The sequence below is a fragment of the Pelagibacterium montanilacus genome, from assembly GCF_003992665.1.
Lineage (GTDB): Bacteria > Pseudomonadota > Alphaproteobacteria > Rhizobiales > Devosiaceae > Pelagibacterium > Pelagibacterium montanilacus.
This window is the reverse complement of sequence record NZ_RZMX01000032.1, coordinates 123978-147148: the sequence shown is the minus strand read 5'-3', so window position 1 is coordinate 147148 and position 23171 is coordinate 123978. Positions and strand designations below refer to the sequence as shown.

Sequence of the window (23171 nt, the reverse complement as noted above, 5' to 3'; positions counted from 1 at the left end):
GGATGGCGGTGGCTAGGCAAAGACGGCGAACCGTCCCCCCATCATGTAGAGGGCGAGCGGCAGTCCCGCAACAAAGTTCGCCAGCGCGAACCCCAGGGCGGGCAGGAAATCCATGGGCCCGGCGGCGCGTGCCAGACGGAAGGTCATGAACGCTGTCAGCGTCACGACCGCGCCCCAGAGCTGGATGCCGAGCAGAAGCGTGATCCCACCCAGCGCGGCAAAGAGCGCGAGCATAAGGAGGCCCGGCACGTAGAAATGGACCACCGGGCCGGGAAATCCCATGATCCGCTTGGCAAGGCTGGTCGAAAAGATCAGCCCCAGCACCGGCAGGCAGTAGCCCGCGACCAGCGTCAGCGTCACCATCGGCACGGGCATGCCGAATCGCGCGAAAAGGCACAGGATCGCGAACGCGGCGCACAGCGCATAGGCCACGAAGCCGAAATTGAGTCCGCGCGCATCCATCTCGAACCGGTGCTCCCAATCGGGCCGGCGCGAAAGGATCGCCGACCAGCCCGAGGCCCCTTCCTTGATCGTTTCCCCAACCGTCATGCCCGTTCTCCGCTCAGGAAATCACCGATGATTTCCGCATACAGCCCGGTCAGGCGCTCGACATCGGCCATGGGCACCCGCTCGTCGACCTGGTGCATGGACGCCCCGATCAGCCCGCATTCCACCACCGGGCAATAGGCCGCGATATAGCGCGCATCCGAGGTGCCCCCGCCGGTCGAGAGCTTGGGGCGCACCCCGTTGACCCGCTCCATGGTGTCGCACAGCCGCGCCACATGTCCCTCGGGCTCGCTGATGAAACACCGCGAGACCGGGTTGAACACCTCGACCTCGGCGCGCGTGCCCGGAGCCGTGGCACCCGCAACCCGTGCCTTGATCTCCGATGTCAGCGTTTCCCCGGTCCAGTTGTCGTTGAAGCGCACATTGAAGCGCAGCGTGCCCCTGGCGGGTATGACGTTTGAGGCGGGATTGCCCGTATCGATCGAGGTCACCTCCAGATTGGTGGGCTGGAAATGCGCGGTGCCCTGATCGTAGGGCGCGTCCAGCGCAGTGGCAATGGCGGCGAGTACAGGCATGGGATTGGCGGCACGCTCGGGATAGGCCGAATGGCCCTGCCGGCCGATGACGGTGATCCGGCCCGAAAGCGAGCCCCGCCGCCCGATCTTGATCGAATCCCCGAAGCTCTCGAACGAGGAGGGCTCGCCCACAATCGCGAAGTCGAACCGGTGGCCCTTCTCGTGCGCCCAGGCCATCAGCTTGTCGGTGCCGTTGACCGCGTCCGCTTCCTCGTCATTGGTGATCGCCAGCGAAATCGTGCCGGCCTCGAGCCCGCCCTCGGCCTTGAGCCGCGCGAGCGCCGCGCAGAACGCGGCGACCCCGCTCTTCATATCCGTTGCCCCGCGCCCCCACATCACGCCCTCGACGATCTCGGCGGAAAACGGGCCATGGGTCCATGCCGCCTCGTCGCCGGGCGGCACCACGTCGGTGTGCCCGGCAAACAACAGGCGCGGGCCGGGCCGGGATCCGGTGCGGGTCGCAAACAGGTTGTCCACCCGATAGGAGCCGTCGCCCTCGAACGCCATGCGCGTGCAGGCAAAGCCCAGCGGCGAAAGGAACGCCTCGAGCACGTCGAGCGCACCCGCCTCCTCGGGGGTCACCGAGGGGCGCCCGATCAATTCGGCAAGCAGGCTCAACTCCGGGCTGGTCATGGCTCAGTCGCGCAAGAGATCGTTGATCGAGGTCTTGGACCGGGTCTGGGCGTCCACGCGCTTGACGATGACCGCGCAATAGAGATTGGGGCCGGGCGTGCCGTCGGGCAGGGGCTTGCCGGGCAGCGAGCCCGAAACCACCACCGAATAGGGGGGCACATGGCCCCGGAACACTTCGCCGGTGGTGCGGTCCACGATCTTGGTGGACTGGCCGATAAAGACCCCCATCGAGATCACCGAGCCTTCGCCCACGGTCACCCCTTCCACGATCTCGGACCGCGCCCCGATAAAGCAGTGATCCTCGATGATCACCGGGCCCGCCTGCAGCGGCTCGAGCACCCCCCCGATCCCCACGCCGCCCGAAAGGTGGACGTTCTTGCCGATCTGGGCGCACGAGCCGACGGTGGCCCAGGTGTCCACCATCACGCTCTCGTCCACATAGGCCCCCAGATTGACGAAGCTGGGCATCAGGATCGCGTTGCGCCCGATGAACGCCGAGTGCCGGACGATGGCACCGGGCACGGCCCGAAAGCCGGCGGCGCGGAATTCGGCTTCGCCCCAATTGGCGAATTTCGAGGGCACCTTGTCCCACCAGTGCGCGCCCCCCGGTCCTCCGGGAATGGCTTGCATGTCGTTGAGCCGGAACGAGAGCAGCACGGCCTTTTTCAGCCACTGGTTGACCTTCCAGGTTCCGTCTTCGGCCTTCTCGGCCACCCGGGCCTTGCCCGAATCGAGCAGTTCGAGCGCGTCTTCGACCGCCTCGCGGACCTCGCCACGCGTATCGTAGGACACCTGCTCACGGGTTTCGAAAGCCTGGTCGATGGTCGTGGCAAGATCGCTCGTGGGCATGGCAGTGCGGTCCTCGTCTGCTGGTGGCGCAATGGGTCGGATTTGGGGCGGACCATAGCCCAAGCCATGGGGCTACGGAACCCGAAATCCAATGCTTTGCCCGGCGCCCGGAGGCCCTTAGAGCGAGGTTGCGGTGATGATCGCTGGCGCCATGATGACGATAAAGAGCACCGGCAGGAAAAAGACGATCAGCGGCACGGTCATCTTGGGCGGCAGGGCGGCGGCTTTCTTTTCGGCCTCCATCATGCGCGCCTCGCGGCCCTCCTCGGCCATCACCCGCAGCGCCTGGCCCACGGACGTGCCGTAGCGGTCCGCCTGCACCAGCGCGGTCATCACCGAGCGCACCACGTCGAGCCCCGTGCGCCGCCCCAGATTCTCGAAGGCCCGGGTGCGATCCTCGAGAAATGACAATTCGGCGGTGGTCAGGGTCAGTTCTTCGGCCAGCGCGGGGCTTTCCACCCCGATCTCGCGCGCCACGCGCTTGATCGCGTGCTCGATCGACATGCCCGCCTCCACGCACAGGAGCATCAGGTCGAGCGCGTCCGACCAGGCATCGCGGATCGATTTCTGGCGCTTGAGGGTACTGTTCTTGAGCATCAGCAGCGGCAGGTAGGCGCCCAGAATGCCGATACCCACCGAATAGGCGACGTTGAGATAGAGCGGCCGCCCATCGGGCGCCAGAACAACGAGATAGAGCGCCGCGAGCAAAAAGAGCGCGATCGGGCTCGCAAAGCGGAAAAACAGGAACGTGGTGAGCGGCCCCTGGCCGCGCAAGCCGGCCCGCGCCAGCTTCTCGACGGTGTTGGAATCCACGAACGCCTTTTGCAGCGAGAAGCGCTCGACCACCGATTTCATGTAGGATTTGGTCCCCGTGCCACGGATGGGGCTGCGATCGCGCTCCCCGCTCTTGGCTTGGGCACTGGCGCGCAGCCGGCTCATCTCCTGGGTGCGCAGGTTCTCGCGCTCGAGCGCGACCTTGCGCATGCGGCCCTTGCGCTCGATCCTTTCGGCCATGTGCGCGCCGAAGGTGAACACGATCGCAGCCGCTGAAATCGCGGCGAGCACCGCGATCAGGAAGTCGATCTGGGCAATGCGGTCCACAAGACTCAAGGCCGTGGGCTCCTCAATAGTCGAACTGGATCATGCGATACATCACGAAGCTGCCCGTGAGCAGCATGACGAACGCGCTGACCAGTGCGATGACGCCGGGGCTGGTGGTCACCAGCGGCTCGAGATAGCGCGGGCTCACCACCGAAACCGCCCCGATGACAAACAGGGGCAGCGCGCCGATGATCATGGCCGAGGCCTTGGCTTCGGCGCTCATCGCCTTGACCTTGGCCTTCATCTTCTTGCGGTTGCGCAGCACCCTCGCGAGGTTGCCCAGCGCTTCCGAGAGGTTTCCGCCCGCCTGCTGCTGGACGGTGATCACGACGATAAAGAAGTTCACTTCCGCCAGCGGCACGCGCTCATAGAGCACCTCTACCGCCTCGGTCATCGACTTGCCGATCGACTGCTGCTCGAGCACGCGCACGAATTCGGACCGGACCGGCTCCTTGACCTCCTTGGAGACCAGCCGGATGGAATCGTTGAGCGGCAGACCCGAGCGCACCCCGCGCACGATGGCCTCGACCGCATTGGGCAATTCATCGAGATAGGCGCTCTGGAATGCCTTGCGCCGGTTCCCGATGAAGATGTTGGGCACCACATAGGCGCCCGCCAGGGCAAAGACCGCCGCAAAGACGACGTGCATCTGCAAGACGACGAACACCAGAAACAACACGCCCCCCAGGATCGCGCAATTGCGCACCCAGATGCGGGGGGGCGTCTTTATCCCGGCCTGAAAGAGCCGCAGGCGCAGGGTCTTTTTCGCCCGCTTGGCGTTCAGCGCAGCCGATTGGGTCTTGAGCGCATCCTGGACCACCCGGCGGCGCGAATCCCGGCTCCGGCTCGCCGCCTGGTCGACCCGCCGCACCTGCTGGTCGCCCTGCAGCGCCTTGAAGCGCTTTTCCGCGCGCCCGCCGCCCACGATCGAGGGCACGAGCGCGGCCCCCAGGGCGCCCACGCAGATGATGACGAGGATGGCGAGGACAAGGGGGCTCATCGTCTAGCGGATCGCCTCGTGATGTTCGATGTTGGATGCTTCGAGGGCCTGCACCAGCGCCGCTTCCTCGTTGTAATAGCGCGCCTTTTCGGTGAAGTGCGGCTTGGTGATGCCGGTCGAGCGGTGCCGGCCCAGAAGGTTTCCGCCCGAATCCTCGCCCATCACGTCGTAAAGGAACACGTCCTGGGTGACGATCACGTCGCCCTCCATGCCCAGCACTTCGGAAATGTGGGTGATCCGGCGCGAGCCGTCGCGCAGGCGCGCCGCCTGCACGATCACGTCGATCGAGGAGACGATCATTTCCCGGATCGTGCGCGAGGGCAGGGAGAACCCGCCCATGGTGATCATCGATTCCAGCCGCGATAGCGCTTCGCGCGGGGAGTTGGCGTGCAGCGTGCCCATCGAGCCGTCATGGCCCGTGTTCATCGCCTGGAGAAGGTCGAAGGCCTCCGGGCCGCGCACCTCGCCCACGATGATGCGCTCGGGCCGCATGCGCAGGCAGTTGCGCACCAGCTCGCGCATGGTGATCTCGCCCTCGCCCTCGAGGTTGGGCGGACGGGTCTCCAGCCGCACCACATGGGGCTGCTGGAGCTGGAGCTCGGCCGAATCCTCGCAGGTGATGACCCGCTCGTCCTTTTCGATGAACGCGGTCAGGCAGTTGAGCAGCGTCGTCTTGCCCGAGCCCGTGCCGCCCGAGATCAGGACATTGGCCCGCACGCGCCCCAGAATGCGCAGCACCTCGGCCCCCTCCTCGGAGATCGAGCCATAGCGCACGAGCTGGGGCAGGGTCAGCTTGTCCTTCTTGAACTTGCGGATGGTGAGCGTGGGCCCGTCGATCGCCAGCGGCGGGGCGATGACGTTCACGCGGCTGCCGTCGGGGAGGCGCGCGTCGCAGATGGGCGAGGATTCGTCCACTCGCCGTCCCACCTGGGAGACGATGCGCTGGCATACGTTCATCAGGTGCGCGTCGTCGCGGAAGCGCACATTGGTCAGCTTCACCCGGCCCGCCACTTCGATGTAGCAGCGCTGGGACCCGTTCACCATGATGTCGGCGATGTCGTCGCGCGCCAGCAACGGCTCGAGCGGCCCGTAGCCCAGCACGTCGTTGCAAATGTCGTCGAGCAGATCCTCCTGCTCGGAGATCGACATCACGAAATTCTTGAGCGCGATGATCTCGGCGACGATGTCGCGGATTTCCTCGCGTGCCGAATCCTGGTCCATCGTGGCGAGCTGGGAGAGATCGATCGAATCGATCAGCGCGCTGAAGATCGAGGATTTGGTCTGGAAATAGGAATTGTCGCGCGCGGTGGCCTGGGCCGCCTGCACGTCGATCACATCCTCGCGGCCGCTCCGGGACGCCGATGAGGACCCGGATGCGCCCTTGTCCTGTCGTGCGGGATCGGGGCGTGGCTGGACGGGCGGGACCGGACGCGCCTGTGTGCCGGTCTGGCTGTTTCCCCCGAAGCTGGTCCGCTTGCCGAACATCTGTGGTCCTTTTTGAGCCGTCTGGTGTGGGCGCTAGGCGCGCTTGCGCTTCTTGAACAGTCCCGAGAGCCCGAGCGCCGAGGCCCGGCCCCCGTCCCGGGGCAGGCTGCGTCCGGTGACCTGCATGGCAATCGACTTGAACACCTCGTTGGTCCGGTGGCTTGCCGAGACCTCCGCGATCATCTGCCCGTTATTGGCCGCGGTACCGAACAGGCCCGGATCGAAGGGAATGGTTCCGGCCAGCCGGCACCCGATCGAGGTGGCGAATTCCTCGGGCGGGATTTCGGGCCGCTTGGGCATGCCGGTCTTGTTGATCAGGACGATGGGATCGGCATCGGAGGGCCGCGCCGCCCTGAGCGCGTCTGCAAGGTTCTTGGCATTGCGCAGATTGGCCAGATCGGGCTCGGCCACGATCACCACCTCGTCGAGCGCGGTCAGCGTGCGGCGCACCCAGCCGGTCCACATATGCGGGATGTCGAGCACCACCATGGGCACCTGCTGCTGGCTGAGCTCCACGATCTGCTCGAAGCTGTCGTCGCTCAGGTCGTAATTGCGGTCCAGCATCGCCGGGGCCGCCAAAAGGTTGACGTGGTTGGCGGCCTTGCTCATCAGCCGGTCGATCATCACCGCGTCGATCTTGTCCTGGGCGAACACCGCGTCGGCGATCCCCTGGGGCGGATCCTGGTTGAAATCGAGCCCCGCGGTTCCAAACGGCAGGTCGAGATCGAGGATGAGCACGTCCTGGCGCAGGGCTCGGGCCATGGCCCAGGCGGTGTTGTGGGCGATGGTGGAGGCGCCCGTGCCGCCCTTGGCCGAAACGAACCCGATCGTGCGCCCGATCGGGGCGGCGCCTTCTGCGGCGAACAGGTCGGAAATCGCCTCGATGATGGTGGGCGTCGTGGTCGGCATCACGAGATATTCGGAGACCCCGGCGCGCAACAGGTCGCGATAGAGCACCACGTCGTTGACGTGCCCGATGACCACCACGCGCGTTGTCGGGTCGCACACTTCGGCCAGCCGGCTCAGCGCGTCGAGCACTTCCTCGGCGCCCAGCGTGGTCTCGACGATCACGAGATTGGGCGTGGGATTGGTCTTGTAGGTCTCCACCGCCGCGCCCAGCCCGCCATTATGGGTGGTCAGCGCGACCTTGGACATCCGCCGGTCATGGGCGGCATCCTCGATGATCTGGGCGGTCTGGGACTGTTCGCAGAAGGCCTGGATCGTGATCCGAGGCACCAGCCGGGCGCCCGAGGGGACGTCCCCGGAGGGCTCATGGATCGTATGGTCGGGAGAGTCCATGTCTTTTCCTGCGCTGGGTTAGTCGATCACAAAGCCGACCGAGCCGCGGAACTGACCGCCACCCGAGCCATGGCCCACGCCGTAAAGATGCTCCATCCGGCCAAGGAAGGTCGCTTCGGCATTGCCTGTGGGGTAGGTCTTTTCGGTCGGCAGCACCGGCCTTGTGTCCTGGGCATGGGCGATCATCGGGGTGACGAGGATCACCAGTTCGGTCTGCTCGGTGATGTATTCGTGCGAGCGGAACAGCGCGCCCAGGATCGGGATGTTGCCCAGCCCGGGCAGCTCGCTCACCTGCCGGCGCGAGCGCTCCTCGAACAGCCCGGCGATGGCAAGGGTCTGGTAGGCCCCCAGTTCCACCGAGGTGCTGGCGCGGCGCGTATTGAGTGTGTTGTTGAGCTGGGGCTCGGAGACTTCGGTGTCGATCTCGAGCGCGATGATGCCGTTGGAGCGGACGGTGGGGGTGAAGTCGAGCTGGATGCCGTAGGGCTTGAACTCGAAGGATTCCTCGTCGTCGTCATTGCTCACCCGGATCGGCAGTTCGCCCCCCACGTGAAAGCTTGCCGCGTGCCCCGACATCGCCGTGAGCACCGGTTCGGCCAGAAGCCGGACGGCCTGGCGCGATTCGAGCGCGCGCAGCGAGGCATTGATCGCAAGGTTCGAGCCCGAGAAATCGGCGCTGTAGCCGTTGGTCGTGGCCCCGGCATTGGGGATGTTGTTGACCCCCAGATTGACCGCACCCACCGAAAGCTGGCCCGAAAGGTCGATGCCCAGCTCGTGGGCGGTGTCGCGCTTGACCTCGGCGACCACGACCTTGAGCGCCACCTGCTGGCCGCCCGCCACGTCGATCACGCTGGTCACCCGCGCGGGGTCGCCCACATACTGGCCCGCAATGCCGAGGGCGCGTTCGAGATCATCGGCCGAAGCGACCTGCCCCGAGAGCACCACCGCGTCGGAAAAGGACTGCACCTGGATCCGCGAGCCGGGAACCAGCCGGTTGATCGTGGCGGCAAGCCCCGAGGAATCCTGGACCACCGAGATTTCCACGACCGCGATCCCGCCCCCGTTGGGGTCGAGAAAGAAGATGTTGGTTTCCCCCGAGGAGACCCCCTGGATCACCGCCCGCGAGCGGGTCCGCATGATGGCATTGGCGACGTTGGGCTGGGAGACGATCACCTCGCCCGCCTCGACGGGAAGGTCGATGATCAGGGATTTGTTGACCCCCACTTCCACGTGCTGGGTCCGGCCCACTTCGCTGTGGGCGATCCGCAGATGCGGGGAATTGGCCAGGGCCGGGCCCGGCACGGTGAGCCCCAGGACCAGTGTGAGCCCCAGCAGCGCTGCGCTCAGGAGGCGTGCCGGCGCCCCGATGGACGCGATGGTGCTGGAAGATGTCATGGGCGTGTACCGCATCTATCTGAGCTCGATCTCGACCGGATCGCCGATCGGCTGTTGGGTCTGGAGGACCGGGGCGGGGGGTGAGGTGGCCTCGAGGGGTTCGGGAGCCTCGGCAACGAAGCTGCCCGAGACCACCGAGCGTTCCTGGCCGTGTCGGATCAGCCTGATGGCCTGGGAACGGCCCTGCTCGGACGAAGGACTCTCGGCGAAATCGGAGATCGAGCGCAGAACCAGCGCAAGCCGGCCCGCCGAGGAGGCGTTGAGCACGGACTCCGACTGGGCCGGAGACAGTTCCAGCGTGGCCACCTGGCCGGTGTCGAACCGCTGGTTGGCGGGGCTTTCGGCCGCCTCGGGAGCGTCGGGGACCTCCCCGAGCCGCGCGCCGATCGCCAGCACCCGCACATTGGCGAGGATGGTTTCGGAAAACGAGGAGCCCGAGCGGGTCAGGACCACATCGACCCTGTCGTTGGGCACGATATAGCCGCCGGAGGCCGATTCCGGGGTCACCGAGATCGAGACCGCGCGCATCCCCTGGGAGATGACGGCAGAGAGATAGCCCTGGCTCGAGCGCACGAGCTTGGCCTCGCGCACCGGCTCGCCGATGAAGATCTCGAAGCGCGCGACCGCGCCTTCCATCTGCTCGGGAGCGTCGGGCACCTGTTCGATCGTGATGTATTCGGGCCGGATCGCGCCCTGCGGCCAGTCCTGCCAGGCGACGTCCCCCGGCATGATCCTGTGGCCCAGCCCCATGGAGCGGTTGGCCACCAGCACCTGGGTGCGGGGCTCCTGCTCGACCTGGGTCACCTGCACGGGTTCGAGCTCGGGCGCCTCGCTGCCGCGCATGGCCAGCACCGCGGCCAGACCACCGGCGGCGACCGCAACGACGATAAGCAGGATACGCGCTGGCCTCATCAACCACACTCCCGATCAGGGTCGGACCGGCGCAGGCCGGCCCGTTCTGGCGCCGGGACCGATACGCTTGTCCGACAGCACCACTACATTGGGGCGCACTATGGAGACCAAAGGGTCAAAACTTGGTTAACCGGGGCTTTTTTGAAAAGGTTAACCAAAGGTTTAGCCGCATTTGCCAACCCTTTGATGCAAAAAGGCCCGAGCCTGGAGACATCCGGCGCGGGCCTGAACTGTTCAAAGGGCGAGGGGGTCAGAACGTCTGGAGCTGCTCGAAAAGATCGCCCTCGGTTCCGCCGAGCGCCGGCAGCGCGGTGAGCGCGGCGTGGATATCGGTCTGGGCATAGATCAAAAGCCCCGCCGCCGCGAGCGCGATCCCGTAGGGCACGCCCGTCTTGGGCTGATGCAGCCGGTCGATCCAGCCAACCGTCACGAGGCGCGCTGGCAGGCTGAAACGGCGCGCGAGCAGCAACACCAGGGTCAGAAGGCCTCCCGCAACCCCTGCAATCAGCAGATAGGGCAAGAGGAGTTCAAAACCCACCCACAACGCGGCTGCCGCAGCGAACTTGGCGTCTCCCCCGCCGATCCATCCCGCCGCGAACAGCCCGAAAGTCACGGCCAGCACGAGAAGGGCCGCAACCAGATGCATGCCCATCGTCGCGAGCCCCAGCCCGGCGAGAGGGGCAACGATCACGAAGGCCACCCCTGTGCCCAGCACCAGCAGATTGGGAATACGCATGGTCAAAAGGTCGGATACCGCCGCGGCGATCATCAGGGCGGGGAAGACATAAAGAAGAACGGTATCGGGAACGGTCATTGTCTCTAGTTCTGCTGCAAGGCCGGGTTGATGTTCTCGGCGATAAAATTGAACATCTCGATCATGCTGCCATTGACCATCATCAATGCCCCGATAATGAAGATGGAGACAAGGCTGGCAATCAAGGCGTATTCGATCGCTGTCGCTCCACCTTGGTCATCGCACATTGACTTGAACGCAGTATCCATATCGTCCCCCCCGGAATCCTGATGGCCGGCTGCTAGAATTGGCCCCAAGCTCTTAACAAAGGAAAAAGGGGGGACACGGTGGTCCCCCCTCTACAGGTCGGCGTATGCCGAAGCTTGTTATGCCGGAGTAGTGGGCTCTGCGGGGCATTCATCAGTCAAGCAATCATTGATATACTCGAACGTGCTGCTCAGATTGCCGCCTAGCGCGGTCACGGCCACGATGATGGCGACGGAAATCAGAGCGGCGATCAGGCCATATTCGATGGCGGTTGCGCCGGATTCGTCATTGGCGAATTTCTTGAGAAGGTTCATGTCTGGCTCCTTGTTCGTGCGTCTCGGAAGTGACGGCATCGGTTCGACGCGTCACACATCGAACTCAACTGACAATTAGGGCCCGAGCTGTTGAAATTAAGTTAATCGCGGGCCGTCCAGCCCAAAACCGCGCCAAGAACTTGGCTATGACTAATGGAAGGTTCCCTCTTGGCTAAAATTGTAAGCAAATCTAAAGACCAGGACTACGCGTGCCGCAATCTCCCGCATTTGCCAAATGTAAACCATTGTCCCCCATGATCGGGTAACCATTTCCCTTCGAGCAAGGCAGATCGACCCATGGCCCGGTATCTCTCCAGCGTCGCCCTCGCCACCCTTCTGGCCTTTGGAGCCGGCGCCGCCGTCACCGGGGCCGGCGCGGTCGAGGCGGGCTCGGTCGTGAGCGTCGATGCCAACATGGCGCGCGTGCTGCGCATCAGCGCGCCCGCCGCCACCGTCATCATCGGCAATCCGGGCGTGGCCGACGTCACCATCCAGGACCCCCGCACGCTCGTTCTGACGGGCAAGAGCTTCGGGCGAACCAACCTGATCGTGCTCGACGCCGCCGGCGATCCCATCGCCGACACCATCGTCGAGGTCACCCAGGTAAAGAGCGATACCCTCACCGTCTTCATGGGCGACCGCCGCACCTCCATGGCCTGCGCCCCCACCTGCCAGCGCACCATTACGCTGGGCGACGACACCACATACACCTCCGACGTCATGGTCTCGTCCGACCTCGTGGACGCCGCCGCGCAGTAAGAGCCCACTCTTGCCCGCGTTAGGGCTTGGTTTACGCTCCCGTCGATCTCTCCGTCTCATCGCGCTGCCGCGTAACCAGCGGTTAGCCATCCCGGCCCATGATCCGCCCGAGTTACAGACGCGGGGAACCATCATGGTGGTGCGCAAGGACAAGAGAAGCGGGGGCACGAGCCTTCCGGCGCGTTTTGGCCGGTCCCAGTCCGGGGCAACCATGGTCGAGTTCGCCATTATCGGCCCCATCTTCATCCTGCTGATCGGGGCCATTCTCGAAACCTCCATGGCGTTCTTCGCCGGTCATGCGCTCGACAGCGCCGTCCAGTCCACGGCACGGCTGGTGCGCACCGGCCAGGCCCAGACCATAACGGCCGAGGCCTATCGCAACGAGATCTGCACCCGCGGCTACGGGCTCTTTGACTGCGAGAACCTCAAGGTCTCGGTGCGCCCGCTCGAAGGCTTCGCCAGCTATGCGGCCACCAGCCCCATCGATCCCCAAACCGGCGACTGGACGATCGAAACCCGCTACGAAACCGGGCAGGGCGATGCCCTGATGCTGGTCGAGGCCTATTACAAATGGCCGGTGATCGTCACCATTCCAGGGCTGATCGCCGGCGCGACGCCGGACGGCCGCCGTCTTCTGGCGGCGGCCCGGCTTTTCCGCAATGAAGCCTTCTGAGGAGCGTATGATGGGGCGAGGACTTATCGGTATGGGCGCGGCGCTGGTCGCCCTCTGGCGGGACCGGCGCGGCATCGCCGCACTGGAATTCGCGCTGATCGTGCCGTTCATGCTGCTGCTCTATCTCGGCGCCATAGACGTCAGCCAGGGCATTGCCGTGGACCGCAAGCTCTCCCACGCCACCGCCACGATCTCGGACCTGATGGCCCAGGAATCCGGCACGGTCACGCGCGCGGAAGTCGATGCCTTCATCGCCGCCGGCGAGGTGCTGATGCGGCCCTTTGATGGAACGCGCGCCGGCCTGCGTATTTCGGTGGTCGCGGTTTCAGACGACGGCACCACGCAGGTCACCGACACCATCGCCTACAATGGCGCCCCCGATCTGGCTGCGGACGAGGCGCCCGAACTCCCCCCCGAAATCATCCCGCTCGCGGCGGGCCAGTACGTTCTGGTCACCGAGGGCTGGTACGCCTTCGCACCCTCGTTCGATGTGGTCTTTGACGCCAGCGTGCCGCTCCACAAGCGCAATTTCAATCTGCCGCGCATCCGCGCCGCATCCCTCGATATCTCCGGCTCCGCCCCTCCCGCTGGCGAGGAGCCCGCCGACCCCGACGCGGGGAATGCCGATGAAGACGAGACCCCCGGCGGTTCAGGCGGTCAGGGCGGCGGCAACGGTAACGGAAACGGAAACGGCAATTCCGGCGGCAACGGACCGGGCAATGGAAACGGCCCCGGCAACGGCAACGGACCGGGCAATGGCAACGGCCCGGGTAACGGAAACGGCCCCGGCAATGGGAACGGGCCGGGCAATGGCGGGCGCGACAATTGCGCAGGCAACAGCGGTGGACGCGGCCAGGGCAACAATTGCCGCTGAGCGATCCGGGGGCGAAGCGCTCCGCCTTGCCCCCGGACAATCGTGACACATCGAAGACTTGGAGCTCCCGTTCTGATTCAATCAGAACGGGATATGCTCTAGCGCAGGGCCGCCGCGATATTGCCCCCGTCCACAGTGGTCACGTCCGCGGTGGTCCGGTCGGCCAGCGCATGATGGAGGAAGGCCCGGGCCACGTCCTCGGCGGTCACCTCCACGCCCAGAAGGTTGCCGCCCAGATACTGCTCGACTGACAGCCCGCGCGCCTTGGACCGGCTCTCGATCATCTCGGGCGTCAGAAGTCCTGAGCGGATGCGGTCGGCATTGACCGCGTTCGCGCGGATTCCCAGCGCCCCGTATTCGAGCGCATATTGCCGCGAGAGGAACAGCGTCGCCGCCTTGGGCAGGCCATAGGCGCCGAAATTGGCCCCCGGATTGACCGCCTGCTTGGAGGCGTTAAAGAGCAGCGCGCCGCCTGTTTTCTGCTCCGCCATCACCGCGACCGCCGCCTTGGCGAGGTTCTGATGGGCAAAGAAGTTCAACTCGAAGCTCCTGCGCAACAGCGCATCGTCGACCGTCCCGATCGCGCCCTCGAACGCCGCCCCGGCATTGGAGACCACGATGTCGAGCCCGCCGAACCGGTCGATCACCGCATCGATTGCCTCGGCGATCGCCGCGGGATCGGTGACGTCGCACTCAAGCCCGATCGCCCCATTGCCCGCGCGCTTGGCAACGGCCTGGGCCGCCGCGCCGTCGAGATCGAGCACCGCCACATGCGCACCATTGGCCGCCAGCAGCGCCGCAGTCGCCGCCCCGATCGCCCCCGCGCCCCCGGTCACCAGCGCCACCTGGCCGGTCAGCGGTTTGGGCGCATTGCCCTTGAGCTTGGCCTGTTCGAGCGACCAGTATTCCAGGTCGAAAAGATCGGGCTTGGTCACCGGGGAGAACCTTGCCACCGCTTCGGCGCCCCGCACCGCCTCGACCCACATCTCGCCCACATCGGCGGCCACGCCCGCTTCCTTTTGCGTCCGGCCCACCCCGAACATGCCCAGCCCGGGCACCAGCACCAGCCGGGGCATGGGGTCGAGCATGGTGCGTGCCACGTCGTCGCGCGCGTCGTTTGTCGCAAAGTACTGCTCATAGGCCGCGCAATACTGGCTCACCCGCTCCTCGATCACGGCGCGATAGTCTGCGAGCCCCGCCCGCTCGGGCGCCGGCAGCACCATCGGGCCGGTCTTGATGCGGATCGAAAGGTCCGGCGTCGACACCCCGCGCCGGGCGAGCTCCTCGACGTTTTCCGCATCGGTCAGGGCCCGGATCGCGTCGCTGGTGCGGAACGAGAGCACCATCCGGTCGAACCGGCGTGCCCCGTGCGCGATCGCCAGCGCGCCGCGCAGCATGGGCGCGATGGCGCGCGGGCTCGCCAGCTCGGCGGGCAGGCGCGCGGGCACGAAGGGTTGGGGTTTGCCCCGCGCGATCCGCTCTTCGGCCATCGAGACGAACGCGATCATCCGGTCATAGGCCTGTTTGGCCGTATCCCCGAAGGTGAAGATCCCGTGCTTGTCGAGCAGCAGCCCCTCGACCGTTGGGTCCGCGTCATAGACTTCGGCCGCCGCCTTGGCCAGCGCAAAGCCGGGCATGATATAGGGCACGAACCCCAGCCGTTTGCCGTAGACCTCCTCGCAAAGGGCCCGGCTGTCGTCCTGGTCAACCAGTGCCAGAATGGCGGTCGAATGGGTGTGGTCGACGAATTTGTGCGGCAAAAAGGCGTGCAGCAGCGTCTCGACCGACGGGTTGGGCGCCCCCGGATCGATGAGGTTGGCGCGCTGGAGCGCCACCATGTCCTCGTCGCTCAGCGTGTCGAGCGCCCGGGCCTTGAGCAGCGGGCCGAGCTTGACCGCGGGCAGGCCCTCGGGCTCGATCACCCCCATGTCCCAGCCCGAGCCCTTCACGCACAGGACGTCCCAGGTCTCGCCCACGAGGTCGGTGGCCGTCGTCTTGACCGAAGTGTTGCCCCCGCCATGGAGCACGAGCCGGGGCTCGCCGCCCAGAAGGCGCGTGGTATAGACCCGCTCGGCCCAGTCGGCATTGATGCCGCGCTCGGCGTAACGGGTGATGAACTCCTGGGCGGTCTTGGGATCGTAGAGAGTGTCCATGTCTGGCTTATCGCGTCCTGCGTTCAGGGTGTGGTCTGGCTCTGGGTGTCCCAGAGATCGAGAAGGCGCCGCGCCATCGAGGCGGTCACCACGAGATGGGAGACGAACCCGCCGCGGATCGCCGCGGCAAGGGCATCGAACTTGCTGTCTTCGGCCACCACCATGATCCGGCGCGGGATCGCCCGCACCGCATCGAGATCGGCGGAAATCAGCCGTCTGTTGTAGGCGCAGTCCATGAGCTGGCCGTCCGCGTCGATCAATTGCCCGCCGATCACCCCGGTGGCGCCCTCCTCGCCCAGGGCGGCCAGCTCGTCTGCGGTCAGCGCGCCGCAGCGCACGATGTGGCTGTCCTTGTCCACGCTCCCCACCGAATAGAGCGCCAGGTCACAGGCGCTGATCGCGGCGAGCTGCTCGGCGATCACCGGCTCGGACCGTATATCGGCGGCCAGCGATTCCGAGCTCAGGATCAGGGGGGCATAAAGGTTGATGCCCTGGGCGTTGAGCCGCCGGGCGATTTCCATGGTGCACTGGTCGGGCCGGTAATTGTAGGGCGCGCCCAGATTGCCGCAGAGCTGGAGCACGGTGGCGTCCTGGACGTCCGCATAGCTCATCACGTCGGCGATGTGGTAGACCGTCCGCCCCCAGGCCACCCCGATCCGCGAGCCCGACTGCACGAGCTCGAGAAACGCGCTTGCCGCCACCACGGGGATTTCGGTCGCGGGGTCGAGCGCCTGGCGGTCCTCGGTCACCACCCACACCGCATCGAGCCCCAGCGCGTCCTCGAGCCGGCGGGCGAGGATGTCGTCGGAGAAAAGCTGGGTGGAGGCGGCAATGCTCACGATCCCGGTCTCGCGCGCCTTGCGCAGATAGGTCGCGACCGATGCCCGGGAGATGTTGAGACGCCTCGCCACCTCGTCCTGGCGCAAATTGTGCGTGTAATAGAGCCAGGCGGCCTTGTGGACAATCTGATCGTTGGCGCGCAAAATCACCTGCCGGTCCCTCCCTCGAGCGCCTGGCGAATCCGTGGACACATGCCCCCAGCGCGCCGGCGCAAATCGTGCTGGCCGTGGACGCCTGTTCTGACCCGGTCAGAAAAGCGGGGCCCCGGCGTTCCCGTTCTCGGCCCCTCAGGCCTTGTTGTGCGGGAAGAACCTATCCTCCCCATCCTCGGCCCGGCGTCTAGGATCGTTCCCGATCCGGCAGTGTCCGGAGTCCGCGCTTAGACAATATTCGATTGCTCTGACATTTGTCAAATCACCATGGACGGCCCATCCATGAAAAAGGCGGGCGTGGTGGCCCGCCTTTTCCTGTGTCTGTCGAACGCTGAGAGACCGAGCGTCTCAGCGGGCCGGAAGCGGCATCCACTCGGGCGTGGCCACGTCCGCATGGGCGAACTGGGGCAGGCGGACCGACAGCTCTTCCATGTTGGTGATTTCGTTCTCAAGCAGCATGTCCTGGGTGATCAGGGTCGGCGGCACGATCACGCTGGCGCCCACATCCTCGCCTGCAAGCTGCATGGCCAGCGCCCGCACCGAAACCTCGCCCACAACGGCGGGGTTGGTGGCGGCAGTGGCGACCCATGCGCTGTCGGGCTCGCGCATCGCGGCGATGTCGGAGGTCGAGACGTCGGCCGAGTAGATCTTGATCTGCGAGCTCATGCCCGCTTCGTCCACGGCAATCTTCACGCCCTTGGCAAACTCGTCATAGGGGGCAAAGACGACGGTGACGTCGGGGTTGGCGGCCAGTACCGAGCGGGCCTGGTTGGCGTTGGAGTTGGCGATCGGGTTGTCGAGCGTGCCGAACTGGGCGACCTCGTTGATGCCCGGATAGCGCTCCTTGAACTCCTGCCAGGTTTCGTCGCGGCGGTCGAGCGGGGCGATGCCGGGCACGTAGACGTATGCCGCGGTCCACTCTTCGCCATTGTCCGCGATGGCCTGCTCGAGCGCGAGGCGAGCCAGATCGCGGTCGGACTGCTCGATCTGGGGAATGGCTTCGTTCTCGACATCCACGTCGAACGCCACGACCTTGATGCCCGCGTCGACGGCCCGCTGGGCCGCTTCACGCATGGATTCGGTCAGCCCGTGCTGGATGATGATACCGTCGACCCCCAGAGCGATGGCCTGATCGACCATATCGGCCTGCAGCGCCGCGTCCTGGCGGCTGTCGAGCACCCGCAGGTCGACGCCCAGCGCCTCGGCCTGGGATTCCACGCCCGAGAGATAGGCCTGAAAGAAGTCGCCGGTCGAAAGATAGCGCACCAGCGCGATGGTCACCTCTTCGGGATTATCGAAGGGGGCGGGCATGTCCTGGGCGAGCGCAGGCACGCTCACCAGCCCCGAAGCGGCCATAAGCCCGGCCGCGATGCGGCCGAAGGTCCGTCTGGAAATCGTCATTGTCAGTTACTCCTCCTGGTTTGGCGGGCTGTTGTGCCGGCCTATTGCTTTCCGCGCTGGGAGAGCGCGAACGTGAACACAAGGGCGATGACGAGGACGAAGCCCTTGATGAAGTCCTGGGTGTAATAGGGCGCGTTCATCATGGTGAGGCCCTGAAGCAGGATCCCCACGAACAGCGCGCCCATGGCGGTGCCGAAGGCATTGGGCTTGGCCGCGCCCAGCACCGCGAACCCGATCAGCGCCGCGGCGACCGAATCGAGCAGCAGATTGTTGCCCGAGGCAATGTCCCCGCGCCCGAGCCGGGCCGCCAGCAGGATGCCGCCGATCGAGGCGAAGACGCCCGAAATCACATAGGCCCAGATCTTGTAGGCCCGCACCGGCGCGCCCGCCAGCCGCGCGGCCTGCGCGTTCGAGCCCACGGCATACATCATCCGGCCGAACCGGGTGTATTCGAGGAAGAACCAGATCAGCACGGCCAGAACGATCAGCACCACCACCGAAACGGGTATGAAATTGGGGATGATGAGGTCGAACCGGTGCCGCCCCAGCGCCAGGAACGCTTCACTGAACGTGCCCTGGGCCGTCGTGCCGTCGGGCAGGCTCATGCCCGTGGCAATGGAGCGGCCCTCGGTCGGGATGCGCTGGAGCCCGATCAGAAGGAACATCATGCCCAGCGTCGCCAGAAGGTCGGGCACGCGCATGTAAACGATCAGCCAGCCATTGATCACGCCCACCACCGCGCCGATCACGAGGCACACGATCACCGCCACCAGCGCACTCTGCTCCATCACGACCATGACATAGGACGCCGCCATCATCGCGGTGGTCGCCACCGATCCGATGGAAAGGTCGAACCCGCCCACCACGAGTGTTGCCGTCACGCCCAGCGCCAGAATGCCGGTGATCGCTACCGATTGCAGGATGAACACCGCGCTTTGGGGGGAGGCAAAGCCGCGCGATGCGAACGAGAAGAACAGCACCATGCCCACCAGCAGGGCGAGAAACCCGAACCGGATCGCAAGGTCGATGATGGCGTTCTTGTCCATGGGCGAAGCGGACGTGGTCTCTGGGCGGGTCTGGCTGGTCATGGGGCGGTGGTCTTTTCTTGTGTCGTGGTCGTGGCGGCGGCCTGCGCGGCGCCGTCCCCGGCGATTTGTGAAAGCAGGCGGTCGAAATCGATCTCGCCATTGCGGTGGGCGCCCACGATGGTGTGTTCCGACATCACGAGGATCCGGTCCGCGATCTCGAAGACCTCATCGAGTTCGGTGAGAAACACCAGCGTCGCCCGACCTTGTGCCGACGCCCTGAGCTTGGCGGCCATGTCCCGGCGCGCGGATATGTCCACGCCCTGGAAGGGTTCGTCGAGGATGAAGACCCGCGCAGGCTCGGCCATCCAGCGGGCTACCATCACCTTTTGCTGGTTGCCGCCCGACAGCGCGCTCATCTCGTCGCGCTCGCCCCGGCATACGATGTTGAGCGCGGCGATCTGGTCGCGGGCGCGCTGCTGCTCGGCTCCGCGCTGCATGATCGTGCCCGCCGAAAGCCCGCGCAGGAACGGCAGCGAGATGTTCCGGCCGATGTCGAAATCATGGACGATCCCGCTCGAGGCCCGGTCCTTGGCCAGAAGGAAAACGCCCTGCTCGATCGCCTTGCCCGGCGCGCGCGGCGCGTAAGGCTTTCCGCCCAGCGTCATCGTGCCGCCAAGCGGGGTGCGCAGGCCGAACAGCGTCTCGGCAAGCGCGGTCTTGCCCACGCCCACCAGCCCGGTGACCGCGACGATCTCGCCGGCGCCCAGCTCGAGGTCGAAAGGCTCGGCGCCCTCGGCGATCCGGAGGCCCTTGGCCGAAAGTACAGCTCCCGTGGCGGCGCGCGCCTCGATCTGGCCTGCGTCGATCCGCCGGCCCAGCATGGCGTTGACCGCGCCCTCATAGTCGAGCGGTTCGGTGTCGAACGTGCCGGTGATCACTCCGTCGCGCAGGCTCACGATGGTGTCGGCCACCCGGCGGATGTCGCTCATGCGGTGGGAAATATAAAGGATGGCCACTCCGCGATCGCGCAGCCGGTCGACGAGCGCGAACAGGCGCTCGGCTTCCGCGCTCGAGAGCGAGGAGGTGGGCTCGTCAAGGACGAGGACCTGCGGTTCATGCGCCATGGCGCGGGCGATCGAGACCATCTGCCGGTCGGCCAGCGAGAGCTCGCGGACCTGCTTTTTCATGTCGATATCGAGCCCGACCCGCTCGGCCACGGCGCGCGCCTCGCGGCGCACCCTGCCCGGGTTGAACATCAGCTTCGAGCCCGTGCCGCTGAGCCTGTCGAGCGTGAGGTTGGTCGCCACGTCGAGATCGGCGACCACACCGTCATTGATGCTCTGGTGGACGGTGACGACGCCCGCGCGGATGGCTTCAGCCGGGGTCGCGGGCGCGAAAGGCCGGCCCGCAAGCTCCATGGTGCCCGAAGAGCGCGTGTAGACCCCGCTCATGATCTTGACGAGCGTGGACTTGCCCGCCCCGTTCGCGCCCATGAGCACGGTCACCTGCCCGGGGGCGAGCGCAAGGTCGATCCCCCCGAGGACCTCGATGGGCCCGAAGGATTTGCGCAGACCATTGATCGTGAAGACGGCGTTAGCCACCATTCGTCTTCCTCCCTTGGCTGGCGATGCTAGCCATCTCTAATCAAATGTCAAGCGGATTGACAAATGACAATCCCGGCGCTAGCCAAGAAGAAACCGGGTGGCCCGCTGCCCTGCGTCTCGGCGTGTTTGCCGCGCGCAGCCCGCTGGCCGTGCCGCGCAGCAAAGCGTGCCCGAACCATGATCGATGGCGCCTGTTGGCGCCCCGTGTGGTCGGCGCCCGGAGGAGACCGAGGAGGAGCCCAATGACAGATACCCCGGCCTTCGAGCCGCTTTCCATTGAAACGCTGCCCGAGCGGCTTGGCGCGGTCACGGCGCTCACCGACCGCATCGGGACCGACACCGCCGCCTGGTCGGTGCGCGAGGTTGGCGACGGCAATCTCAACCTCGTGTTCATCGTCGATGGGTCCGACGGCTCGGCCATCGTCAAGCAGGCGCTGCCCTATGTGCGGCTGGTGGGCGACAGCTGGCCCTTGCCGCTCAAGCGCTCGTTCTTTGAGTATCACGCGCTGGTGCGCCAGGCCGATCGCGATCCGGGCCGTGTGCCCGAAATCTACCATTTCGACCAGGATCAGGCCCTGATCGTCATGGAGTTCCTCTCCCCCCACATCATCTTGCGCCGGGCGCTGATCGAGGGGCGCCGGCTCCCCGACATCGGCCGTGATCTGGGGCTCTTTGTCGCCCGCACGCTCTTTCGCGGCTCGGACCTCTCGATGGCCGCGCGCGACCGCAAGGCCGATCTGGGGCTCTTTTCGGACAATGTCGAGCTTTGCGACATCACCGAAAACCTGGTCTTCACCGACCCCTATTTCGACGCGCCCATGAACGCGCACACCACGCCCCAGCTCGACGGCATCGTGGCGCGCCTGCGGGCCGACCGCGACCTCAAGGTCGAGGCCCAGCGCCTCAAGACGCTGTTTTCGGCCAACGCCCAGACGCTGGTCCATGGTGATCTGCACACCGGCTCGGTCATGGTCACCGACACCGATACCCGCGTCATCGACCCCGAATTCGCGTTCTATGGCCCCATCGCCTTTGACGTGGGCATGCTGCTCGCCAATTTCTGGATGTCCTACTTCTCCCAGTCCGGCCACGAGGCCGAGGGCTCGCGTGAGGAGATGCGGACCTATCTCTTGGGCGTCGTCGAGGAGATATGGTCGGTCTTTGCCGCCGAGTTCTCCACCCTCTGGCATACCGAGCGCACCGGCATGCTCTATCCGCGCACCCTTTTCGAGGATCAGGGCGATCATCTGGGTGCCCAGCAGGCGCTCGATGCCATGCTGGCCGATATCTGGCGCGACATGCTGGGCTTTGCCGGCATCGAAATGCACCGGCGCATTCTGGGCCTTGCCCACAATGCCGACTTTGAAACCATCGAGGATCCCGACCTGCGCGCCCGCTGCGAAACCCGCGCGCTCGAAATGGGCCGGCACCTCGCCGTCAATCGTTGTTCCATCGCCTCGATGGCCCAGATCCGGGCCACGGCGAAGCGGATCGAAAAGGAGATCGTCACATGAATGTCGGTGATACCCATTACACGACCATCTGGCTCAATGCCGATGGGCGCTCGGTCGATATCATCGACCAGCGCTGGCTGCCCCACGAGTTCAGGGTGGTCACCCTCTCCTCGCTCGATGCGTTCGCCACCGCCATCCGCGACATGTGGGTGCGCGGCGCCCCCCTGATCGGGGTCACTGCGGCCTATGGCATTGCCTGGCAGATGCGCGAGGACGCCTCGGACGCAGCGCTCTCCAAAGCCTATGACATCCTCCACGAGACGCGCCCCACCGCGATCAACCTGCGCTGGGCGCTCGACGCCATGCGCGCCACGCTCGACCCGCTCCCCGAGGGTGAGCGCGCCGCAGCCGCCTACGCCCGCGCCGCGGAAATCGCCGCCGAGGATATCGAGATCAACCGCGCCATCGGCAAGGCCGGTCTCGAGATCATCCGCAAGATCGCCGCGACCAAGAAGCCCGGCGAGCCGGTCAACATCCTCACCCATTGCAATGCGGGCTGGCTGGCCACCGTCGATTACGGCACCGCCACCGCGCCGATCTATCTGGCGACAGAGGAAGGCATTCCCGTCCACGTCTATGTGGACGAAACCCGCCCCCGCAATCAGGGCGCCCAGCTCACCGCATGGGAAATGGCCGGCCACGGGGTGTCCCATACCCTGATCGTGGACAATGCCGGCGGTCACCTGATGCAGCACGGCATGGTCGACGTTGTCTTTGTGGGCACCGACCGCACCACCGCGGAAGGCGATGTCTGCAACAAGATCGGCACCTATCTCAAGGCGCTGGCCGCAAAAGACAACAACGTGCCCTTCTATGTCTGCCTGCCGTCTCCCACCATCGACTGGACGGTGCGCGACGGGGTCCGCGAGATCCCCATCGAGGAGCGCAGCGGCGACGAAGTGTCCCTCGTCTGGGGCAAGACCGCCGAGGGCAAGGTCATCCAGGTGCGCATCTCGCCCGAGGATTCCCCGGCCGGCAATCCCGCCTTCGACGTCACCCCCGCCCGGCTCGTGACGGGGCTCGTCACCGAGCGCGGCGTCGCCGAGGCCTCCGCCCAGGGCCTTCTCGCCCTTTTCCCCGAACGTCAGGCAGCCGAGTAGACC

The 23171-nt window shown here is 65.9% G+C and carries 22 protein-coding genes and 1 pseudogene; 6 read left to right on the top strand and 17 right to left on the bottom strand.

The window, feature by feature from the left end; genetic code table 11:
• Positions 1 to 12 precede the first annotated feature (12 nt).
• The 3 genes from EO136_RS10735 to dapD are packed head-to-tail and all read right to left on the bottom strand — an operon-like array spanning position 13 to position 2564.
• Positions 13 to 549: a hypothetical protein gene (locus EO136_RS10735; RefSeq protein WP_127144412.1), complete on the bottom strand. Its 537-nt coding sequence runs from the start codon at positions 547 to 549 to the stop codon at positions 13 to 15.
• Positions 546 to 1715, bottom strand: coding sequence for a succinyl-diaminopimelate desuccinylase (gene dapE, locus EO136_RS10730; protein ID WP_127144411.1), 1170 nt, complete (start codon positions 1713 to 1715; stop codon positions 546 to 548). The genes EO136_RS10735 and dapE overlap by 4 nt, the downstream gene beginning before the upstream one ends.
• Positions 1716 to 1718: 3 nt before the next feature.
• On the bottom strand, positions 1719 to 2564 hold the full coding sequence (gene dapD, locus EO136_RS10725; protein ID WP_127144410.1) for a 2,3,4,5-tetrahydropyridine-2,6-dicarboxylate N-succinyltransferase: 846 nt from the start codon (positions 2562 to 2564) through the stop codon (positions 1719 to 1721).
• On the opposite strand from dapD, the pseudogene EO136_RS19110 reads away from it, so the two are divergent.
• Positions 2549 to 2701, top strand: a pseudogene (locus EO136_RS19110) (hypothetical protein); the annotation flags it as partial. The gene dapD and the pseudogene EO136_RS19110 sit on opposite strands and share 16 nt — an antisense overlap.
• Here the strand turns inward: EO136_RS19110 and EO136_RS10720 are convergent.
• The 9 genes from EO136_RS10720 to EO136_RS10680 all read right to left on the bottom strand — a co-directional run bounded on the left by EO136_RS10720 (position 2682) and on the right by EO136_RS10680 (position 11070).
• Positions 2682 to 3674: a type II secretion system F family protein gene (locus tag EO136_RS10720; protein WP_127144409.1), complete on the bottom strand. Its 993-nt coding sequence runs from the start codon at positions 3672 to 3674 to the stop codon at positions 2682 to 2684. The pseudogene EO136_RS19110 and the gene EO136_RS10720 sit on opposite strands and share 20 nt — an antisense overlap.
• A gap of 13 nt (positions 3675 to 3687) precedes the next feature.
• Complete coding sequence (locus EO136_RS10715; protein ID WP_127144408.1) at positions 3688 to 4665, bottom strand: type II secretion system F family protein; 978 nt, start codon at positions 4663 to 4665, stop codon at positions 3688 to 3690.
• 3 nt (positions 4666 to 4668) lie between these two features.
• Positions 4669 to 6150, bottom strand: a complete 1482-nt coding sequence (locus EO136_RS10710; RefSeq protein WP_127144407.1) for a TadA family conjugal transfer-associated ATPase — start codon at positions 6148 to 6150, stop codon at positions 4669 to 4671.
• Between the two features lie 33 nt (positions 6151 to 6183).
• Positions 6184 to 7449 carry a CpaE/TadZ family protein gene (locus tag EO136_RS10705; protein ID WP_127144406.1) on the bottom strand — a complete coding sequence of 422 codons (1266 nt, stop codon included), beginning with the start codon at positions 7447 to 7449 and terminating at the stop codon, positions 6184 to 6186.
• An 18-nt stretch (positions 7450 to 7467) separates the two neighbouring features.
• Complete coding sequence (locus EO136_RS10700) at positions 7468 to 8844, bottom strand: type II and III secretion system protein family protein (protein ID WP_164730535.1); 1377 nt, start codon at positions 8842 to 8844, stop codon at positions 7468 to 7470.
• 15 nt (positions 8845 to 8859) lie between these two features.
• Positions 8860 to 9756, bottom strand: a complete 897-nt coding sequence (gene cpaB, locus EO136_RS10695; RefSeq protein WP_127144404.1) for a Flp pilus assembly protein CpaB — start codon at positions 9754 to 9756, stop codon at positions 8860 to 8862.
• Positions 9757 to 10006: 250 nt separating this feature from the next.
• Positions 10007 to 10570: an A24 family peptidase gene (locus EO136_RS10690; protein ID WP_127144403.1), complete on the bottom strand. Its 564-nt coding sequence runs from the start codon at positions 10568 to 10570 to the stop codon at positions 10007 to 10009.
• A 5-nt stretch (positions 10571 to 10575) separates the two neighbouring features.
• Positions 10576 to 10758, bottom strand: a complete 183-nt coding sequence (locus EO136_RS10685) for a Flp family type IVb pilin (protein WP_127144402.1) — start codon at positions 10756 to 10758, stop codon at positions 10576 to 10578.
• A 117-nt stretch (positions 10759 to 10875) separates the two neighbouring features.
• Positions 10876 to 11070 (bottom strand): Flp family type IVb pilin, encoded by a 195-nt coding sequence (locus EO136_RS10680; protein WP_127144401.1) that lies wholly within the window; start codon positions 11068 to 11070, stop codon positions 10876 to 10878.
• Positions 11071 to 11367: 297 nt separating this feature from the next.
• Between EO136_RS10680 and EO136_RS10675 the strand changes: the two genes are divergently transcribed.
• The 3 genes from EO136_RS10675 (at position 11368) to EO136_RS10665 (ending at position 13376) form a co-directional block, all read left to right on the top strand.
• Positions 11368 to 11829 (top strand): pilus assembly protein N-terminal domain-containing protein, encoded by a 462-nt coding sequence (locus tag EO136_RS10675; protein WP_127144400.1) that lies wholly within the window; start codon positions 11368 to 11370, stop codon positions 11827 to 11829.
• A 133-nt stretch (positions 11830 to 11962) separates the two neighbouring features.
• On the top strand, positions 11963 to 12502 hold the full coding sequence (locus EO136_RS10670; RefSeq protein WP_127144399.1) for a TadE/TadG family type IV pilus assembly protein: 540 nt from the start codon (positions 11963 to 11965) through the stop codon (positions 12500 to 12502).
• Between the two features lie 10 nt (positions 12503 to 12512).
• Entirely contained in the window at positions 12513 to 13376 is an 864-nt protein-coding gene (locus EO136_RS10665) for a TadE/TadG family type IV pilus assembly protein (protein ID WP_164730534.1), read from the top strand.
• A 98-nt stretch (positions 13377 to 13474) separates the two neighbouring features.
• Here EO136_RS10665 and EO136_RS10660 read toward each other — a convergent pair whose 3' ends face one another.
• The 5 genes from EO136_RS10660 to EO136_RS10640 all read right to left on the bottom strand — a co-directional run bounded on the left by EO136_RS10660 (position 13475) and on the right by EO136_RS10640 (position 20554).
• Complete coding sequence (locus EO136_RS10660) at positions 13475 to 15529, bottom strand: bifunctional aldolase/short-chain dehydrogenase (protein ID WP_127144397.1); 2055 nt, start codon at positions 15527 to 15529, stop codon at positions 13475 to 13477.
• 23 nt (positions 15530 to 15552) lie between these two features.
• Positions 15553 to 16518, bottom strand: coding sequence for a sugar-binding transcriptional regulator (locus EO136_RS10655; protein ID WP_127144396.1), 966 nt, complete (start codon positions 16516 to 16518; stop codon positions 15553 to 15555).
• A gap of 351 nt (positions 16519 to 16869) precedes the next feature.
• Positions 16870 to 17922 carry a substrate-binding domain-containing protein gene (locus EO136_RS10650; protein ID WP_127144395.1) on the bottom strand — a complete coding sequence of 351 codons (1053 nt, stop codon included), beginning with the start codon at positions 17920 to 17922 and terminating at the stop codon, positions 16870 to 16872.
• Between the two features lie 41 nt (positions 17923 to 17963).
• Positions 17964 to 18968, bottom strand: coding sequence for an ABC transporter permease (locus tag EO136_RS10645; protein ID WP_127144462.1), 1005 nt, complete (start codon positions 18966 to 18968; stop codon positions 17964 to 17966).
• A 38-nt stretch (positions 18969 to 19006) separates the two neighbouring features.
• Positions 19007 to 20554 (bottom strand): sugar ABC transporter ATP-binding protein, encoded by a 1548-nt coding sequence (locus tag EO136_RS10640; protein WP_127144394.1) that lies wholly within the window; start codon positions 20552 to 20554, stop codon positions 19007 to 19009.
• Between the two features lie 242 nt (positions 20555 to 20796).
• On the opposite strand from EO136_RS10640, the gene mtnK reads away from it, so the two are divergent.
• Both mtnK and mtnA read left to right on the top strand, forming a co-directional pair.
• A complete protein-coding gene (mtnK, locus tag EO136_RS10635; RefSeq protein ID WP_127144393.1) occupies positions 20797 to 22068 on the top strand; it encodes an S-methyl-5-thioribose kinase in 1272 nt (423 codons plus the stop codon).
• A complete protein-coding gene (mtnA, locus tag EO136_RS10630) occupies positions 22065 to 23168 on the top strand; it encodes an S-methyl-5-thioribose-1-phosphate isomerase (protein WP_127144392.1) in 1104 nt (367 codons plus the stop codon). Before mtnK ends, mtnA begins: the two co-directional genes overlap by 4 nt.
• The last annotated feature ends 3 nt before the right edge of the window (positions 23169 to 23171 follow it).

What these genes read in the sequence shown, in the direction of transcription:
- EO136_RS10705 (WP_127144406.1), bottom strand. Translation starts at nt 7,449, where the DNA reads ATGGACTCTCCCGACCATACGATCCATGAGCCCTCCGGGGACGTCCCC.
- EO136_RS10650 (WP_127144395.1), bottom strand. Translation starts at nt 17,922, where the DNA reads ATGACGATTTCCAGACGGACCTTCGGCCGCATCGCGGCCGGGCTTATG.
- EO136_RS10640 (WP_127144394.1), bottom strand. Translation starts at nt 20,554, where the DNA reads ATGGTGGCTAACGCCGTCTTCACGATCAATGGTCTGCGCAAATCCTTC.
- EO136_RS10735 (WP_127144412.1), bottom strand. Translation starts at nt 549, where the DNA reads ATGACGGTTGGGGAAACGATCAAGGAAGGGGCCTCGGGCTGGTCGGCG.
- dapE (WP_127144411.1), bottom strand. Translation starts at nt 1,715, where the DNA reads ATGACCAGCCCGGAGTTGAGCCTGCTTGCCGAATTGATCGGGCGCCCC.
- EO136_RS10685 (WP_127144402.1), bottom strand. Translation starts at nt 10,758, where the DNA reads ATGGATACTGCGTTCAAGTCAATGTGCGATGACCAAGGTGGAGCGACA.
- EO136_RS10710 (WP_127144407.1), bottom strand. Translation starts at nt 6,150, where the DNA reads ATGTTCGGCAAGCGGACCAGCTTCGGGGGAAACAGCCAGACCGGCACA.
- mtnA (WP_127144392.1), top strand. Translation starts at nt 22,065, where the DNA reads ATGAATGTCGGTGATACCCATTACACGACCATCTGGCTCAATGCCGAT.
- EO136_RS10715 (WP_127144408.1), bottom strand. Translation starts at nt 4,665, where the DNA reads ATGAGCCCCCTTGTCCTCGCCATCCTCGTCATCATCTGCGTGGGCGCC.
- EO136_RS10690 (WP_127144403.1), bottom strand. Translation starts at nt 10,570, where the DNA reads ATGACCGTTCCCGATACCGTTCTTCTTTATGTCTTCCCCGCCCTGATG.
- EO136_RS10660 (WP_127144397.1), bottom strand. Translation starts at nt 15,529, where the DNA reads ATGGACACTCTCTACGATCCCAAGACCGCCCAGGAGTTCATCACCCGT.
- dapD (WP_127144410.1), bottom strand. Translation starts at nt 2,564, where the DNA reads ATGCCCACGAGCGATCTTGCCACGACCATCGACCAGGCTTTCGAAACC.
- mtnK (WP_127144393.1), top strand. Translation starts at nt 20,797, where the DNA reads ATGACAGATACCCCGGCCTTCGAGCCGCTTTCCATTGAAACGCTGCCC.
- EO136_RS10645 (WP_127144462.1), bottom strand. Translation starts at nt 18,968, where the DNA reads ATGGACAAGAACGCCATCATCGACCTTGCGATCCGGTTCGGGTTTCTC.
- EO136_RS10700 (WP_164730535.1), bottom strand. Translation starts at nt 8,844, where the DNA reads ATGACATCTTCCAGCACCATCGCGTCCATCGGGGCGCCGGCACGCCTC.
- cpaB (WP_127144404.1), bottom strand. Translation starts at nt 9,756, where the DNA reads ATGAGGCCAGCGCGTATCCTGCTTATCGTCGTTGCGGTCGCCGCCGGT.
- EO136_RS10680 (WP_127144401.1), bottom strand. Translation starts at nt 11,070, where the DNA reads ATGAACCTTCTCAAGAAATTCGCCAATGACGAATCCGGCGCAACCGCC.
- EO136_RS10675 (WP_127144400.1), top strand. Translation starts at nt 11,368, where the DNA reads ATGGCCCGGTATCTCTCCAGCGTCGCCCTCGCCACCCTTCTGGCCTTT.
- EO136_RS10670 (WP_127144399.1), top strand. Translation starts at nt 11,963, where the DNA reads ATGGTGGTGCGCAAGGACAAGAGAAGCGGGGGCACGAGCCTTCCGGCG.
- EO136_RS10665 (WP_164730534.1), top strand. Translation starts at nt 12,513, where the DNA reads ATGGGGCGAGGACTTATCGGTATGGGCGCGGCGCTGGTCGCCCTCTGG.